The organism is Pararhizobium qamdonense (genome assembly GCF_029277445.1).
GTDB lineage: Bacteria > Pseudomonadota > Alphaproteobacteria > Rhizobiales > Rhizobiaceae > Pararhizobium > Pararhizobium qamdonense.
The window spans coordinates 2,499,589-2,514,525 of the sequence record NZ_CP119566.1 but is presented as its reverse complement, the minus strand read 5'-3'; the positions used below and the strand labels follow the sequence as shown (position 1 = coordinate 2,514,525).

13 protein-coding genes and 1 riboswitch are annotated in these 14,937 nt (G+C 60.6%); of the genes, 7 read left to right on the top strand and 6 right to left on the bottom strand.

Annotation, left to right across the window (positions count from 1 at the left end; all coding sequences use genetic code 11):
- The first annotated feature begins 81 nt into the window (after nucleotides 1-81).
- Nucleotides 82-1,119, top strand: coding sequence for a DUF2865 domain-containing protein (locus PYR65_RS12090; RefSeq protein WP_276121048.1), 1,038 nt, complete (start codon nucleotides 82-84; stop codon nucleotides 1,117-1,119).
- Here the strand turns inward: PYR65_RS12090 and bluB are convergent, their stop codons facing one another.
- The 3 genes from bluB to PYR65_RS12075 all read right to left on the bottom strand — a co-directional run bounded on the left by bluB (nucleotide 1,120) and on the right by PYR65_RS12075 (nucleotide 4,216).
- Nucleotides 1,120-1,812, bottom strand: a complete 693-nt coding sequence (gene bluB / locus PYR65_RS12085) for a 5,6-dimethylbenzimidazole synthase (RefSeq protein WP_276118156.1) — start codon at nucleotides 1,810-1,812, stop codon at nucleotides 1,120-1,122. It abuts the gene before it with no gap.
- 44 nt (nucleotides 1,813-1,856) lie between these two features.
- A riboswitch (cobalamin riboswitch) is annotated at nucleotides 1,857-2,069 on the bottom strand.
- Nucleotides 2,070-2,113: 44 nt separating this feature from the next.
- On the bottom strand, nucleotides 2,114-2,935 hold the full coding sequence (locus tag PYR65_RS12080; protein ID WP_276118155.1) for an SDR family oxidoreductase: 822 nt from the start codon (nucleotides 2,933-2,935) through the stop codon (nucleotides 2,114-2,116).
- Nucleotides 2,936-3,022: 87 nt separating this feature from the next.
- On the bottom strand, nucleotides 3,023-4,216 hold the full coding sequence (locus tag PYR65_RS12075; protein ID WP_276118154.1) for a phytanoyl-CoA dioxygenase family protein: 1,194 nt from the start codon (nucleotides 4,214-4,216) through the stop codon (nucleotides 3,023-3,025).
- A gap of 105 nt (nucleotides 4,217-4,321) precedes the next feature.
- On the opposite strand from PYR65_RS12075, the gene PYR65_RS12070 reads away from it, so the two are divergent.
- Nucleotides 4,322-5,350, top strand: a complete 1,029-nt coding sequence (locus PYR65_RS12070; protein WP_276118153.1) for a LacI family DNA-binding transcriptional regulator — start codon at nucleotides 4,322-4,324, stop codon at nucleotides 5,348-5,350.
- Nucleotides 5,351-5,415: 65 nt separating this feature from the next.
- Here PYR65_RS12070 and PYR65_RS12065 read toward each other — a convergent pair whose 3' ends face one another.
- Both PYR65_RS12065 and PYR65_RS12060 read right to left on the bottom strand, forming a co-directional pair.
- Nucleotides 5,416-6,249: a TolB family protein gene (locus PYR65_RS12065; protein WP_276118152.1), complete on the bottom strand. Its 834-nt coding sequence runs from the start codon at nucleotides 6,247-6,249 to the stop codon at nucleotides 5,416-5,418.
- A 16-nt stretch (nucleotides 6,250-6,265) separates the two neighbouring features.
- Complete coding sequence (locus PYR65_RS12060; protein WP_276118151.1) at nucleotides 6,266-7,945, bottom strand: NAD+ synthase; 1,680 nt, start codon at nucleotides 7,943-7,945, stop codon at nucleotides 6,266-6,268.
- A gap of 269 nt (nucleotides 7,946-8,214) precedes the next feature.
- Between PYR65_RS12060 and PYR65_RS12055 the strand changes: the two genes are divergently transcribed.
- From PYR65_RS12055 to PYR65_RS12035, 5 genes are all read left to right on the top strand, one after another.
- Nucleotides 8,215-10,161, top strand: coding sequence for an LTA synthase family protein (locus PYR65_RS12055; protein ID WP_276118150.1), 1,947 nt, complete (start codon nucleotides 8,215-8,217; stop codon nucleotides 10,159-10,161).
- An 89-nt stretch (nucleotides 10,162-10,250) separates the two neighbouring features.
- Nucleotides 10,251-10,796, top strand: a complete 546-nt coding sequence (locus PYR65_RS12050) for a DUF1003 domain-containing protein (RefSeq protein WP_060640812.1) — start codon at nucleotides 10,251-10,253, stop codon at nucleotides 10,794-10,796.
- A gap of 215 nt (nucleotides 10,797-11,011) precedes the next feature.
- Nucleotides 11,012-11,434: a TadE/TadG family type IV pilus assembly protein gene (locus PYR65_RS12045; RefSeq protein WP_060640811.1), complete on the top strand. Its 423-nt coding sequence runs from the start codon at nucleotides 11,012-11,014 to the stop codon at nucleotides 11,432-11,434.
- Between the two features lies 1 nt (nucleotide 11,435).
- Nucleotides 11,436-13,169 carry a TadG family pilus assembly protein gene (locus tag PYR65_RS12040; protein WP_060640810.1) on the top strand — a complete coding sequence of 578 codons (1,734 nt, stop codon included), beginning with the start codon at nucleotides 11,436-11,438 and terminating at the stop codon, nucleotides 13,167-13,169.
- A 214-nt stretch (nucleotides 13,170-13,383) separates the two neighbouring features.
- On the top strand, nucleotides 13,384-14,304 hold the full coding sequence (locus tag PYR65_RS12035; RefSeq protein WP_276118149.1) for a hypothetical protein: 921 nt from the start codon (nucleotides 13,384-13,386) through the stop codon (nucleotides 14,302-14,304).
- 130 nt (nucleotides 14,305-14,434) lie between these two features.
- On the opposite strand, the gene PYR65_RS12030 is transcribed toward PYR65_RS12035, so the two are convergent.
- Nucleotides 14,435-14,833, bottom strand: a complete 399-nt coding sequence (locus tag PYR65_RS12030; RefSeq protein ID WP_276118148.1) for a GFA family protein — start codon at nucleotides 14,831-14,833, stop codon at nucleotides 14,435-14,437.
- Between the last annotated feature and the right edge of the window lie 104 nt (nucleotides 14,834-14,937).

Sequence of the window (14,937 nt, the reverse complement as noted above, 5' to 3'; positions counted from 1 at the left end):
GCCGGTATGCTCAGGCGAGAGAAACACGTGATTTTCCGTTCGATATCCACTGCGGCGCTGATCGCTCCGCTTCTTCTGGTCATGACGGCAAGCGCCAGCGCCTCGGCGGTCTGCGAACGGCTGAATGCCCGTCTTGCCAGCCTGCCGAGGATCGCCGCCTCCAATGCCAATGTGCGCGACTATACCGGCGCAATCTCCCGCCAGAATCTCGACCTGCGTCAGGCGCGCAGCGATCTCAGGCGGATGGGCTGCAGTTCGGGCAGCGTCATCATTGTCGGCGGTCCGAATGAAGACGCCTGCGATAGCCTGAGCGCTGAAATCTCGCAGATGGAAATGGATCTTCAAACGCTGAAGGCCCGCCGTCAAAGCCTGGTGACGGGAAGCGACAGCGATGTCATCCGCCGCCGCATCGAGGCCGCCCTTGCCGTCAATCGCTGCTTTGACGATCAGGACGATGTTCTGGAAGCCGCCATTGAAGAGCCGGAAGCCCACCGCAATATCCTAAACGGCCTGCCGCCGATCAGCGACGGTTACGATGACATGCGCGGCAGCGATACCGATTTCACCACGCCGCATGACAACTTCGGCCCCGGCGCCACCGGCAGCTTTAGGACGCTCTGCGTGCGCACCTGCGACGGCTCGTTCTTCCCGATTTCGTCCGATGCCTCACCCGCCGATTTCCAGCGCGATGCGGAAACCTGCCGGCAGCGGTGCCCGGGCGCAGAGACGGCGCTGTATTATCACGCGCTGACGACCGAAGAGACCGACCAGATGGTGTCGGCCGCCACCGGCGAGCCCTATGCCGACCTGCCCTCGGCATTTGCCTACAAGACCCGCGACCGCAGCCAGAACGGCCAGTGCGGCTGCCGTCCGCTGGGTCAAACCGCCATCCAGCAGAGCACGCCCGACAACGGCAAGGGCGTCGTCGATCTGCGCGCCACCAAGAAGACGCAGGACACTGAGGCAACGCAGGTGAAAAACACCGTTGCGGATCGGCCCTACAATCCGCAGGACAACAAGGTCCGCGTCGTCGGCCCCAGCTTCCTGCCATCGCAGGAAACCTCGATCGACCTCAGGCATCCCGCCGGCCCCGGCTACCAGCAGCAGCAGACCAACTGATCAGGTGCTGCGTGTGACGCCCCAGGCGTCCTGAAACACCAGATCCTCGAGCGGCAACCGCTGGCGCCAGCCTTTGACGGCCAGTTCCGGCTCGGCGTAAAGCGTATCGACATAGCCGAGGCACAGCCAGGCGATGATCTCGATGGAATCGGGAATGCCGAGCACGTCCTTGATATCGCGCTCGTGGAAGATGCTGACCCAGCCGACCCCAACACCTTCCGCCCGCGCAGCCAGCCATAGGTTCTGGACGGCGCAGACGGTCGAAAACGCATCCATGCGCGGATTGTGCGTGCGCCCCAGAACCACCTTTCCTGCCCGGGATGGATCACAGGTCACGCAGATGCTGACCGGCGCCTTGCGGATGCCTTCGAGCTTCAACGACCGGTATGTGTCACGCGCCGCACCCTCAAACATCAGCGCCGCTTCCTCGTTGGCCCGCTGGAAAGCGTCGAACACCCGTTCGCGGCGGCCCTCGTCGCGCACCACGATGAAGTTCCAGGGCTGCATGAAGCCGACGGATGGTGCGCTATGGGCAGCGGCCAGCAGCCGCGCGATCACCTCATCCGGCAAAGGCTGCGGCAGGAACTGGTCGCGCACGTCGCGGCGGGTTTCGATGGCGCGGTAGACGGCGGCGCGCTCGTCCTGTGAAAAAGCATCCGCCTTCACAAGGCGGTCTTGCGGTTCAGTTTCCATCGTTTGATCCCCAACAATGCGAAACCTCCCGCCGTCCGCGCGGGGCTGGTCTATCTCGTCAGGCCGGTCTTCTGACTGCGGATCAACCGGCTTTGCAACCTTCCCGGATCGCTTGAAGATCCAGTGGCAGAACGCTGAAATGATTCAGACATTCATGAAATACAAAACCGTCCCCATCACAGCGTTGGGCACGTCCCGGATTTTCACCGGCTTCCCGATTCTCCCGCTTGCGCGGGCACCTGAGCAAGACCGATATGGGCATGGCGGGCCGCCAAATGCAAGACGGCCCACCCTGATCCCGTCAGATGGCGGCAACCGGATGCGGCGAGCCGTCATAGGCACCCCAGATCGACTGGTCAAAGCAGATCACCGAGCCGGTCATCAGGCCGGATTCACCAGATGACAGATAGGCGCAGGCCCGCGCCACCTCGGCCGGATCGACCAGACGGCCAAACGGCTGGCTTGCCGCAGCCTTGTCCAGCCAGTCGCTGGCCGCGCCATGATATTCCCGCTGGATGCGATCCTCGCCTTCAGAGGCCATCCAGCCGATATTGAGGCCATTGACGCGGATCCGGTTGCGCAACACGGCATAGGCGGTGTTCTTGGTCAGCGTTTCCAAGGCGCCCTTGGAGGCGCAATAGGCTGCGATGAACGGCTGGCCGGCCTTGGCCGACATCGAGCCGATATTGACGATGGTGCCCTCGATCTTTTCCCGGCGCATCACGTTGATCGCCTCCTGCATCAGGAAGAACGGCGCGCGCACATTGACAGCAAACATCCGGTCGAACAGGTCCGGGCTTGTATCGAGGATCGTGCCGCGATCGGTGATCGCCGCCGCATTGACCAGCGCATCGACGCGGCCAAACGCACTGTCGCAGGCAGCCACAACCTTGCGCGCATCCTCCACCTGTTCGAGATCGGCCTGCACGTAGACGACCTTGGTACCGGTCGCCTTGCCGATCTCTTCGGCCTTGGCCTCGCCCTTCACGGCATTGCGGCCGCAGATGACGATGCCAGCCGCACCGCGCTCGGCAAACAGCGTCGCGATCGTCGCCCCCAGCCCTTGCGTCCCCCCGGTCACGATCGCGATCTTGCCGTCCAGACGGCCATGGTCATTGCTCATCCTATTTCCTCCGTTTCGATGTCGCTGATGTCAAAAAACTCCCGCCCGGCATCCGGGCAGGAGTTCAAATTGCAAGATGTGGTGGCGCTAACTGAGCTTCTTCTCCGACTGCGCCGCAAGTGCGGCCGTAAACTGAGCCTCCTCCCAGTTGCTTGACAGCGCCTCATGCATCAACTGCGCCTGCGTCTTCGGCGCAAGCCCGCCGACCGGCGGATCGCGGTCGAGATTGGTCGGGAAGGAATAGCCCTCGGCGCAGGAGGCAATGGCGCACGCCGCTTGCGCTGCGGACAGCCGGCCGTCCGCAAGCATTGCCTTCAAGGCAGGATAAAGAACGCCGCTCATGCGCTCCCGGTTGACCGTCTCCATCGCCCGGCCAAAGGCGGAGGAAACCTGCAGGAGGTTCGCCACCCGCTTGATGCCCTCGGAGCGGTTGGTGCCTGCGGCGTGAAACAGCGCCGGATTGAAGAATACCAGATCACCCTTTTCCAAGGGCAGTTGAACATGGTGCTCATCGAAATACGCGCGGAACTCCGGACGTTTCAGCGCCAGATAGCCGGGCACATAGGTCTGGCTGAACGGCAGGAACAAGGTTGGTCCGCTTTCCAGCGGCATGTCGCAATGGGCAACGGCGCCCTGCAGCGTCAGGACTGGCGACAGCCGGTGGACATGTGCCGGAAACTGCTCGATCACTGCGGAGGACTGAAAACCGAGATGGTAATCCCGGTGCGCCGATTGCGCCGCACCGCCCGGATTGACCCGGTTGACCTGCGCGGTCATTTGGTAGCTCGGCCCAAGCCAGGCCTCGCTGACCAAGGCGATCAGCGCATTGCCGTAGTAGGCGGCAAAATTCTCTGGCGCACGCAGGCAATGCTTTTCCAGCGAATTCCAAATGCGGTCATTGGCCCCCGGCTTGGCAAAATGATCGCCGCCACCGCTATTGGTGCGGTGCTGTTCGTTGATAATATCGTCGAAAATGCCGCTGGCCGCATCGATCACGTCCGTGTCCTCGAAAGCTTGCTTCAAGACGATGACGCCCGGCCCGGTCGCGAAGGCCTCGCAGATCTCAGCCAGCACTGCCCGGCGCCCGTCGGGGGTGGCGGCCGCCTTCAGCACGCTGGCGCCATTGTAGATCAGAACGTTCTTCTCGGCGCGCTCGGCATGCGGATAGTCGGCAAGCGACACCGTCCGCTCCACCTCGGTCCGGAAATCCTCCAGATCGCAGCTGGCCTCCGTCAGCCAGACGCGGTCGGCGCGCTGCTTGATATTATTGTCGGTCTTCATCCCGTTTTCCTCCCACCGGATCTCTGTCGTTGCCAGCACTATACGCGGGGACAAAAGCTGATATAGAGCAGAAACCCATCAAAAAACCATCAGAACGGAGCCGCGATGGCGCACGAGTTTCTGGTCAAGGACATCGCGTTTCAGGCCGGATTGAGCGCTGCCACGGTCGATCGCGTCCTCAACGAACGTCCGGGCGTACGGAAACAGACGGAACTGCGCGTGCGCGCCGCCATCCGCGAGCTGGAAAAACAGCAGGCGGGCGTCGAAATCCAGGGACGCAAGTTTGGCATTGATATCGTCATGGAAGCCCCCGACCGGTTCACCGACACGGTGCGCGATGCGTTCGAGAGCGAAAGCCTGACATTCCTGCCGACGATGTTCCGCTCCCGCTTCCATTTCGCCGAAATGATGCGGCCGGGCGACATTGTCCAGTTGCTCGACCGGATACGCCTGCGCGGCACCGATGGTGTGGTGCTGAAAGCGCCGGATGTGCCCGAGATCAGCGCCGCCGTCGCGCGGCTCGAACAATCCGGTATCCCCGTGGTCACACTGGTCACCGATCTGCCCAACGCGCCGCGCACCGCCTATGCAGGCGCGGACAACAGGGCAGCGGGCGAAACCGCCGCCTATCTGATCGGCGAACGTTTCTCCGGCCAGCCGGCGACGGTGCTGGCAACCCTGTCGAGCAGCCGGTTCCGGGGCGAAGAAGAACGCGAAATCGGCTTTCGCCGCACCTTGCGCGACCGCTATCCGTCGATCGGCATCGTCGAAATCAGCGAGGGTCTCGGGCGCGACGATGCGACGGGCGCTCTGGTAACGGCAGCGCTTTCAGCCCATCCCGGCATCAACGCCGTCTATTCGATCGGCGGCGGCAATCGCGCAGTGCTTTCTGCCTTTGCGCAAGCGAACCGGACATGCGCCGTGTTCGTGGCCCATGATCTCGACAGCGGAAATCTCGACCTGCTGCGCAGTGGAAAAATCCATTTCGTCCTGCATCACGACCTGAAAGCCGACGTGCGCACCGTCTTCCGGGCCATCATCGGCCGCCGCAGCGCGGTTACGGCACCCGGCGTCGCCCGTCTCTCCGCCGTCGAGGTCATCACGCCCTACAATATTCCGCTATCGCTGCGGTGATGCCGTGAATGCGTCCAAAAGCACGCGCGCCAAAACCTCATTGGAACAAACGGGCCTGAGGACCGCTATTGGTTCGCAGCCGGCTCGTAGCGCACGAAAGCGAACGCAGTGCCATCGGGCGACCAGTTGGGAACGTTGATCGTGCCCTGCCCGCCAAACAGGCTGAACAGCACGCGCGCATTGCCGCCATCCGGATCCATCAGCCGCAGCCGCACGTCGAGATCGCGCGGGTGATCAAACACGTCGCCGTCATAGGAGAGGACCAGCAGGTGTTTGCCGTCGGGAGACGGATGCGGGAACCAGTCGCCATATTCGCTGTCGGTCACGCGCGTCACATCCGAGCCATCGGCGCGCACCCGCCAGATCTGCATCCGGCCGCTGCGGCTGGAGTTGAAATAGATCCACGCACCGTCATGACCGTAGTCGGGACCGTCATTGCGCCCCTCGCCGAAGGTCAGCCGGGTCTCCTCGCCGCCCTCGACGGGAATGGTGTAGATATCGAAGACCTGATCGCGAATGCCGCAATAGGCCAGCGTCTTGCCGTCAGGCGACCAGCCATGCCAGTAGGACGGCCGGTTTAGCGTCACCTGCTGCGGCACACCGCCTCCGGCCGGCAACGTATAAATCGTCGATGCGCCGAATTCCGTCTTGTCGCTGATAACGATCGTCGTTCCATCCGGCGAAATGCCGTGATCGTTGTTGCAGGTGCGGGCAAAGCCGGTATCGATCAGCTGCGGTTCGCCACCTGTAACGGCCAGGCGATAGAGCAATCCATCGCCGTTGATGACAAGCGACTGCCCGTCCGGCGACCAGTTCGGAGCCTCGACCAGCTGCTGGGTCTTCCAGACGATGCGGGTTTCGCCCGTGGCAATCGTGTAGATTTCGACCGAACTGCGCATCGCCTCGTCTCCAGGTCTACCGGTCGCGAAACCGGTTGGTGATCGGATAGCGCCGGTCGCGGCCAAAGTTCTTCTTGGTGATCTTCACGCCCGGTGCCGACTGGCGGCGCTTGTATTCAGCGATATAAAGCAGATGCTCGATCCGGTGCACGGTCGCCTCGTCATGGCCGCGCGCGACGATCTCTTCCGTGCCCATTTCCTTTTCGACCAGGCATTCGAGGATATCGTCGAGCACCGGATAAGGCGGCAGCGAATCCTGGTCCGTCTGGTTGGGACGAAGCTCGGCCGAGGGCGCCTTGTCGATGATGTTCTTCGGGATCACCTCGCCCGATGGCCCGAGCGCGCCTGGCGGCACGGTCGTGTTGCGCCAGCGCGACAGGCCATAGACCTGCATCTTATAGAGGTCCTTGATCGGATTGAAGCCGCCATTCATGTCGCCATAAAGCGTCGCGTAGCCGACCGACATTTCCGACTTGTTGCCGGTGGTCACCACCATCGAGCCAAACTTGTTGGACAGCGCCATCAGGATGGTGCCGCGCGTACGGCTCTGCAGGTTTTCCTCGGTAATGCCCGATTCTGTTCCCTCGAACATTTCCGACAAAGCGCTCAAAAAGCCCTTTACCGGCTCTTCGATCGGAACGATATCGTATCGGCAGCCGAGCGCCTTGGCGCAGTCCTCGGCATCCTTGAAGGAATCAGCTGAGGTATAGCGGTAGGGCAGCATCACCGTGCGCACGCGCTCCTCGCCCAGCGCATCGACGGCAAGGGCCGCACAGATCGCCGAATCGATGCCGCCGGACAGGCCAAGCACGACATTCTTGAAGCCGTTCTTGTTGACGTAATCGCGAAAGCCCAGCATGCAGGCGCGGTAGTCGGCCTCCTCCTGCTGCGACAGCCTCGACATCATGCCGCGCTGGCAGACCCAGCCATCGCCGTTTCTGTGCCATTCGGAAATGGAAATGCTCTCTTCGAACTGGCTCATCTGGAATGCGAGCTGCCGGTCGGCATTGAAGGCAAAGCTTGCGCCGTCAAACACGAGTTCATCCTGGCCACATACCTGATTGGCATAGATAATCGGCAGACCCGTCTCGATCACCTGGCGAAGCACCACCTGATAGCGCACGTCGATCTTGCCGCGATAATAGGGCGAGCCGTTCGGCACCAGCAGGATTTCAGCACCGCTCTCCGCCAGCGTCTCGCAGACGCCCAAATCGTTCCAGATTTCCTCGCAGATTGGAACGCCGAGCCGTACGCCGCGAAAATTGACCGGTCCCGGCATTGCGCCTTCTGTAAAGACACGCTTTTCGTCGAACTCGCCGTAATTGGGCAGATCGAGCTTGTCGCGAACGACGAGCACCTCACCACCGTCGAGAACCGCAACGGAATTGTGGCGCCCCGCTTCCCCCTGCCGTGGATAGCCGACGATGACACCCGGGCCACCATCCGCCGTGTCGGCTGCCAGCGCATCGACGGCCTTCTGGCAGGCTTTGAGAAACGCCGGCTTCAGCACCAGATCTTCCGGCGGATAGCCGGAGATAAACAATTCGGTCAGCAGAAGCAGGTCGGCGCCGCTGCGCGCCGCATCAGCGCGGGCTTCGCGCGCCTTGGCGAGATTGCCGGCGACATCGCCAACCGTTGGGTTGAGCTGGGCAACAGCGATGCGGAACGTCGTGGAAATGGTCTTTTGCGCGGTCATGAACAGGCCTGTGCTTGATCTTGCTATCGCGGATACCGGGGCATCCAGAAAGCTGTTTATCGCATTCCACAGCAAAATACCGCGTGCTTGCCATGAAGTCAGAAAAAAATCCGCTCTTCGTTGCCGATGACCGCCTCTGTGCGGCGCAGACCCCGCGTTCCCGCAAATGTCCGATGCCATCACGCGCCGAAAAAGCAGTGGAGAACGCCACTTGAATTATTCATCCTCCGTTCAAGATGACAACTGTATGACATTAGAACGACAGTTTTATGAAATTGGAGACGGCCTTGGCCAGTTTTGAATCGGCAGCAATCGCTGCCACTGCTTCCAGGGCATATGGTCCGCACATCAGTTTTGGCGCCCGCCATGCCAAGACGCTGTCGATTGCACGGCATCTCTCGCTGTCTCTGCTTTTGTCTATCGCGTTGATTTTCTGTGTGGAATGGATCGCCCGCAATTCCGCAATGGAGGCGGTGCGGTTTTTCCTCGACCCGGCGCGCCCGGCCTGGACGACAATCGGCGTATTCTTTCTGCTCTTTCTCGCCGTCGATGCCATTTTCGCGCGCGAAAATTTTGGCGTCATTCTGCTTTCGCCGCTGGCGCTCGTCCCGGCACTTGTGAGCCGCCAGAAGCAGATCTTTCTGTCTGACCCGCTCTACCCCACGGATTTCCTGTTCGGCCGCCAGATCATGGAGTTGATGCCGGTTCTGGTGCGCGACCGTCCGTGGACGGCTGTCGGTATCGTTGTCGGCCTCGTGGTCGCGCTGGTTGCCCTTGCCTGGCTCATCCGTTTTGCCTGGCGCCGTTTTCCGAATCTGTCCCGGCGCCAGCGCCTGGCGCGCTTTGCCGTGGCCTTGCCTCTGCTTGGCGCATTCTATCATCTGATGGACTACAACACGTTCTCCTGGGTGCGCGATCGCCTGCAGGTCATTCCGATCATGTGGGACCAGACCGAAAACTATCGCCACAACGGCTTCACCATGGCCTTTGCACTGAACCTGCCGATGGCCAACGTCACCGCACCGCAGGGCTACATGGCGGATGCGATCGACAAGATCCTGACCAAGCCGATGCCGGCCGGCACGTCGCATCGCGGCAAGCCAGACGTGATCGTGCTGATGAGCGAATCCTTCTGGGATCCGACCCGCCTGCCGAACGTCAAACTGTCGCCCGATCCGATGCCGACGATCCGCGAGATGCAGTCGGGCAATGTCTTTTCGCCGGAATTCGGAGGGATGACCGCCAATGTCGAGTTCGAGGCGCTGACCGGTTTTTCGAATGCCTTCCTTCCCTATGGCAGCATTCCCTATCAGCAATATATCCGCAACCCGATCCCGTCGCTCGCCACCTTCTTCCGGGGCGAAGGCTATGTGGCGCGCGCCGTGCATCCGTTCCAGAAATGGTTCTGGAACCGCAGTGCCGTCTACAAGGCGTTCGGGTTTGATCAGTTCAAGTCGGAAGAGAATATGCCGGTCATGCAGAAGCGCGGCATTTTCGCATCGGACGAATCGCTGACCAAGGAAATCATCCGCCAGGCCGATCAGCTGCGTGACCCGTTCTTCTTCTTCACGGTCACCCTGCAGGGCCATGGCCCGTATGAGGCCAACCGCTATGCCAAGAACACCATCAAGGTCGAAGGCAACCTTCCCGCTGCCGACAAGCAGGTGCTCGAAACCTATGCGCAGGGCATCAAGGAAGCCGATGACAGCCTGAAGATGCTGATGGACTGGGCGAACGAGCGCGACCGCGAAACCATCATCGTGCTGTTTGGCGATCACCTGCCGCCGCTCAACACGGTCTATCCGAACAGCGGCTTCATGAACGACGTCACCGCATCGCGCAAAGGCTCGCTCGAACAGATGAAGGCGCAGCACGAAACGCCGCTCGTGGTCTGGTCGAACAAGACAGGCCCGGTCAAGGATATCGGCTCGATCAGCCCGGCCTTCCTGTCCTACCAGATCCTCAAGCAGGGCGGCTTCGAGCATCCCTACTATACCGGCTTTCTCGGCAATATCTTTGAAAAGTACCCCATCATCGACCGCTACATGCTTGTCGATGCCGCAGGCAAGGAGACCGCAGGTTGGGGCCGCAAGAAGACCATCCCGCCGCTCATCCGCGACTATCGCTTCCTGCAGCATGACATGATGTTTGGCCAGCGCTATGCGACAGACCGGTTCTTCCAGTCGCACGCCGATCTGTTTGCAAACGCGCTGTAAAAAAGAAGCGGGGACGCCAACTTCCGGCGTTTCCGCAATTCAACGGCATAGGCTAAAACAGGGCAACGTTTTCTCAACGGAGCACGCCCATGCCGCATCTTGACGAAATCTCCCGCACTCTCTTCGGCAAAGCCAGCAGCGAACTCGGAGCCATCGAGCGCCGCGTTCTGCACCACGCCAAAGAACGCAAGATCGTCTCCGAGGACACCAATGCCAGCTTCATTGCCGGACAAGGGTTTGGCGACCGGATGGCCGACAGCATTGCCCGGATCGGCGGTTCCTGGGGTTTCATCATCGCCTTCCTGATTTTCCTGGTTGTCTGGGCATTCGCCAACACGGTCTTGCTGACGCGCGATGCTTTCGACCCCTACCCCTTCATCTTCCTCAATCTGCTCTTGTCGATGATCGCCGCCATCCAGGCGCCGATCATCATGATGTCGCAAAACCGCCAGGCGATGAAGGATCGCTTCGATGCCTCCAAGGATTACGAGGTTAACTTAAAGTCTGAAGTGGAGCTGATTTCGCTGCACAACAAGATCGATACGGTGCTGCTGCGCGAGATATCCGAACTTCGCGCAGATGTCGCCCGGTTGCAAATTCAACTCGCGCAGTACAGGGACAAGGACAACCTGTAGGTGTGAATAGGGTTGCACAATTTACATGCACTTGATGCATCCGTCATCACACTCAACCAAAAATGTCGCAACTTAAAATCGAAATTCAGTAATTTTTTGGGGTCTAAACCTAAAAACCGATCTTTAGAGCGGGGAAAAAATTAAGGAATACAGCACACGATATAGGTGTAGAGGCCCTGGCATAACGGCTTCCTACAAACCTGGGAGTGTGTTTGATGTCTCTGATATCGCGGATGCGCGGCGATACCAAAGGTGCGGCGGCGCTGGAATTTGCCCTGGTCGCCCCTCTGTTCTTCCTGACGATTTTCAGCATGATCGGCTATGGCATTTATCTGAGTGCCGCGCATGCCGTGCAGCAGATCGCCGCTGATGCGGCCCGTACCGCAGTCGCCGGCCTGTCATTGACGGAGCGAAAAAGTCTCGCGCAAAGCTTCATCCAGTCATCGACGCTGAAGTACCCCTTCATCACCCCGGCAAAGCTGAAGGTTGATGTCGCAGATGACGCAAAGAACCTCAACCAATTCACCGTGACCATCGTCTACGACGCGAGCGACCTGCCGATCTGGAAGCTGTTTTCCTTCGCGCTGCCCGACGAAAACATCAGACGTTACGCAACCGTAAGGCTGGGAGGCATTTGATATGATCCGCGATACGCTGAAACGCTCCAATATTCTGACCAACACATCCGGCAATATCGGAATGTCCGCAGCCCTCGTTCTGCCCCTCGTCGTTCTGTCCCTCGGGCTTGGCGTCGATTTCGGCTATCTGACGCTGCAAAAGCAGGAACTGCAGGGCGTCGCGGACCTCACCGCCATCGTCGCTGCCTCCGATCTCCCCAATCTGGAAACTGCGGCGCGCAATCACTTCAAGACCAACGGCCTTTCCATGGCGATCGCAACCAAGAACGGGCTGATCAACCCGGACGGCAAGGTCATCCCGAAGGATCAGTTCGCAGCGAAAAACGGCATCGCCACGATCGTCACGGGGCGCTACGTGCCCGACCCGTCGCTGCCAACCGGACAGCGCTTCATCGCCAATGCCACGCCGGCGGATGCAGCCCAGGTCACGATCGAGAAGGAAGGCACGATCCACCTCGCGGCCATGTTCAGCAAACCGCCGACGATGAGCGCGACCGGCACGGCAGCCAGCACCAAGCTTGCCTCCTTCTCCGTCGGCTCAAGGCTCGCCAGCCTCAATGACGGCATTCTCAACCAACTCCTTGGCCAGATGCTCGGCACCACCATTTCCCTGAAGCTGATGGACTATCAGGCTCTGGTGAATGCGGATATCAACATCCAGCCCTTCCTCAAAAACGTCTCCACTCGTCTGAATCTGACGGCGGCGAGCTATGACGATGTGCTGAAGGCCAATATCACCATGCCACAGCTGCTTGCCTCCATGCAGGCGGTGCAAGGGGTCTCCGCTGCCGCGAACTCCGCGCTCAAGGCGCTGGAAACCGCGACAAAACTCAACAAGAAGACCTTTACTCTTTCGCAGATCCTCAACATCGATCCCAAGAAGGCGATCAGCGTCAATGCCGGCTCGAACTGGGCCATGAAGGTCAGCGCGCTCGATATCGTTTCAACGGCCGCAGCCCTTGCCAATGGCAACAAGCAGATATCGCTCGCCGCCATCGCCGGCCTGCCCGGCATTGCCTCCGCCAGCGTCAATCTTGCCATCGGCGAACCGCCGGTTACCACGCCCAGTCACAGGCTCGGCGCACCGGGTTCGGCCGTGCGCACTGCACAGACGCGGCTGATGATAGAGGTCAATATCGACGGTCTGGCGCTGCTGGCCGGTTTAAAGATCAAGCTGCCGATCTATGTTGAAGTGGCTTATGCCGAGGCCAAGCTTGCCGATATCCGCTGCTATGGCGGATCGGCCACCAATGCCAGCGTTTCGATCGATGCCGTTCCCGGCGTCGCCGAGATCGCGATCGGCACGGTCAATCCAACCGTATTGTCAAACTTCAGCAGCGACGCAAGGGTGGAAAAAGCGCGCATCCTCGATTCCCTGCTGGTGAGGATCGACGGCATTGCCCATGTCGAGGCCACGAACCTGAAGCCCCAGAGACTGACCTTCAGCCCGTCCGAAGTTGCGGCCAACTCTCTCAAGACGGTTTCGACCAAGGATATCCTGACCTCGGCGACGCAGACGCTGCTCAACAATCTCGATGTCGATATCCAGGTGCTGTTCCTGACGCTTGGCAGCCCCAAGCTCGTTCAGGCAGCGCTCGCCCAGACCTTGGGCGCCGTGACCCCGGCGATCGACACGCTGATCTACAATCTGCTGCTGGCGGTCGGTGTCCGGGTCGGCGAGGCCGATGTGCGCGTCACCGGCGTCAACTGCCTGCAGCCGGTTCTGGTTCAATAAACGTAGAAACGCGCTTTTCTCCTCTGACCGGATGGCAATATCGCTATCCGGTCTTTTTATTTGAATAGATCGCCCCTTGAAACCGTCTCTTATTTACACGCTTTGGTGAAACAATTGATGGACTTAAACCGTTTTGCAAGAGACATACCTTCACAATAGGATCTCAGCCGATTCCCGGCGCGACGCAGCACCCGTAGGAACTTTCGCCAACATCATGACCGGCAAGCCGTCATCCGCGATCGATACTGACGAAACCGGCCTCGCCTCAGAGGTTGATCTGTTTGCGGCCAATCCTGCCCTGTTCCCCATCCTGCAGCAGGGTGCGCGGCACATGATCGAGCTTTACGATCACTTTCCGCGGGTCGCCCGCCTGGTCGCCGCCCAGCAGAAATGGCTGCTGACGCAAGCTGCGTATTCCTTGCATCTCGAGCGCGATCCCTCAGATCCCCTTTCCGGCATCACGGCAGCACGATTGCTCGACCTCATCGCCCAGACCAGCCTTGCCAGCCGCAACACGGCGACTGCGTTTCTCGCCGAATTGCGGGCCTATAAGCTGGTGCGTGACGTTCCCGGATCGCCCAGCAAACGTAGCCGCCCGCTGGAACCAACGGAGATCAGCCATGAGGCGATGAGTTTGTGGTTTCGGGCCCAGATGCGCAGCCTCGACCTGATCGACCAGGGCGGCCGCGTGGCGCGGCTGGAGGCGGATCCTGATGTCTTCCGTTATGCCCAGCCGATCGCCGCCAAACGGCTGATCGCCGATCCCGCATGGCGCGAACCGCCGCTCAGCATCTCCTGCTTCGTCTGGACGGAATATGGCGGCTTGATTCTCGATGATTTCATCACCCGCATTGCCAATGCCGAAGCGGAGGACGGGCGCCACTGGGTCGAGGACCTGCGCTTTTCCGAGCTTTCCAGCCATTATTCGCTCTCACGCACGCATGTGCGCCGTCTCTTTGCGCGCGCGGAAGCGCAGGGCTGGATCGGCTGGCTGGATCGGAACGGCAACCGCAACCGGATCTGGGTGACAGCCGATTTCGTGGAGGACTACAAACGCTGGCAGTCGATCAAATTCTGCGCGCTGGACCGGGCTTACAAGGAAGCCGTGCGCCTGGTCGACGCCGGCGCGCGCTAGAACGCCCACCTCCCCCTTGAGGGGGGAGGTCGCAGCAACGCTGCGGGTGGGGGTGACGGTCAGGGGGACGCACAAGTCACCCCACCCCGGCACTGCGTGCCGACCCTCCCCCTCAAGGGGAGGGTAAAGATCAGGCATCCGACTGCGCAAATTTGGGCAGGTCATCATCAATTTCGTAGAAATCACCCTTATCGGCACAGAAGATGTGGATGCCGAATGCCAGGCCGGTCGGGGTGTCGAAGGCTCCGGCCATGATCGATGAATAATCGTCGCCGTCCCGCTTCCAGATGAGCGCCGAGCCGCATGTCCGGCAGAACCCCCGCCTGGCTTGCGGGCTGGAGCGATACCAGGTGATGTTCTCCGCGCCATCAATCTCCAGGTGGCTGTCCGCAACATTGGTGGCGGCGTAGTAAAGCCCGGTCTGCTTGCGGCACTGGGAACAATGGCAGGCGGTCACGGCGCGCAGTGGCCCATGTGTGCGCAGCCGCACCGCGCCGCAATTGCAAGATCCCGTATGGACATCCGTCATGCTCATCCCTCTCGACAGTCTGCGCCCCGCAACCGGGCATGAAAAAACCGGGCCAGCTTCGCCAGCCAGCCCAGTTCTGTCAAATTCAATACGCAAAAAGCTGT

Coding starts and splice junctions, on each gene's coding strand:
- PYR65_RS12060 (WP_276118151.1), bottom strand. CDS start 7,945: ATGACCGCGCAAAAGACCATTTCCACGACGTTCCGCATCGCTGTTGCC.
- PYR65_RS12075 (WP_276118154.1), bottom strand. CDS start 4,216: ATGAAGACCGACAATAATATCAAGCAGCGCGCCGACCGCGTCTGGCTG.
- PYR65_RS12070 (WP_276118153.1), top strand. CDS start 4,322: ATGGCGCACGAGTTTCTGGTCAAGGACATCGCGTTTCAGGCCGGATTG.
- PYR65_RS12055 (WP_276118150.1), top strand. CDS start 8,215: ATGAAATTGGAGACGGCCTTGGCCAGTTTTGAATCGGCAGCAATCGCT.
- bluB (WP_276118156.1), bottom strand. CDS start 1,812: ATGGAAACTGAACCGCAAGACCGCCTTGTGAAGGCGGATGCTTTTTCA.
- PYR65_RS12030 (WP_276118148.1), bottom strand. CDS start 14,833: ATGACGGATGTCCATACGGGATCTTGCAATTGCGGCGCGGTGCGGCTG.
- PYR65_RS12050 (WP_060640812.1), top strand. CDS start 10,251: ATGCCGCATCTTGACGAAATCTCCCGCACTCTCTTCGGCAAAGCCAGC.
- PYR65_RS12080 (WP_276118155.1), bottom strand. CDS start 2,935: ATGAGCAATGACCATGGCCGTCTGGACGGCAAGATCGCGATCGTGACC.
- PYR65_RS12040 (WP_060640810.1), top strand. CDS start 11,436: ATGATCCGCGATACGCTGAAACGCTCCAATATTCTGACCAACACATCC.
- PYR65_RS12065 (WP_276118152.1), bottom strand. CDS start 6,249: ATGCGCAGTTCGGTCGAAATCTACACGATTGCCACGGGCGAAACCCGC.
- PYR65_RS12090 (WP_276121048.1), top strand. CDS start 82: ATGACGGCAAGCGCCAGCGCCTCGGCGGTCTGCGAACGGCTGAATGCC.
- PYR65_RS12035 (WP_276118149.1), top strand. CDS start 13,384: ATGACCGGCAAGCCGTCATCCGCGATCGATACTGACGAAACCGGCCTC.
- PYR65_RS12045 (WP_060640811.1), top strand. CDS start 11,012: ATGTCTCTGATATCGCGGATGCGCGGCGATACCAAAGGTGCGGCGGCG.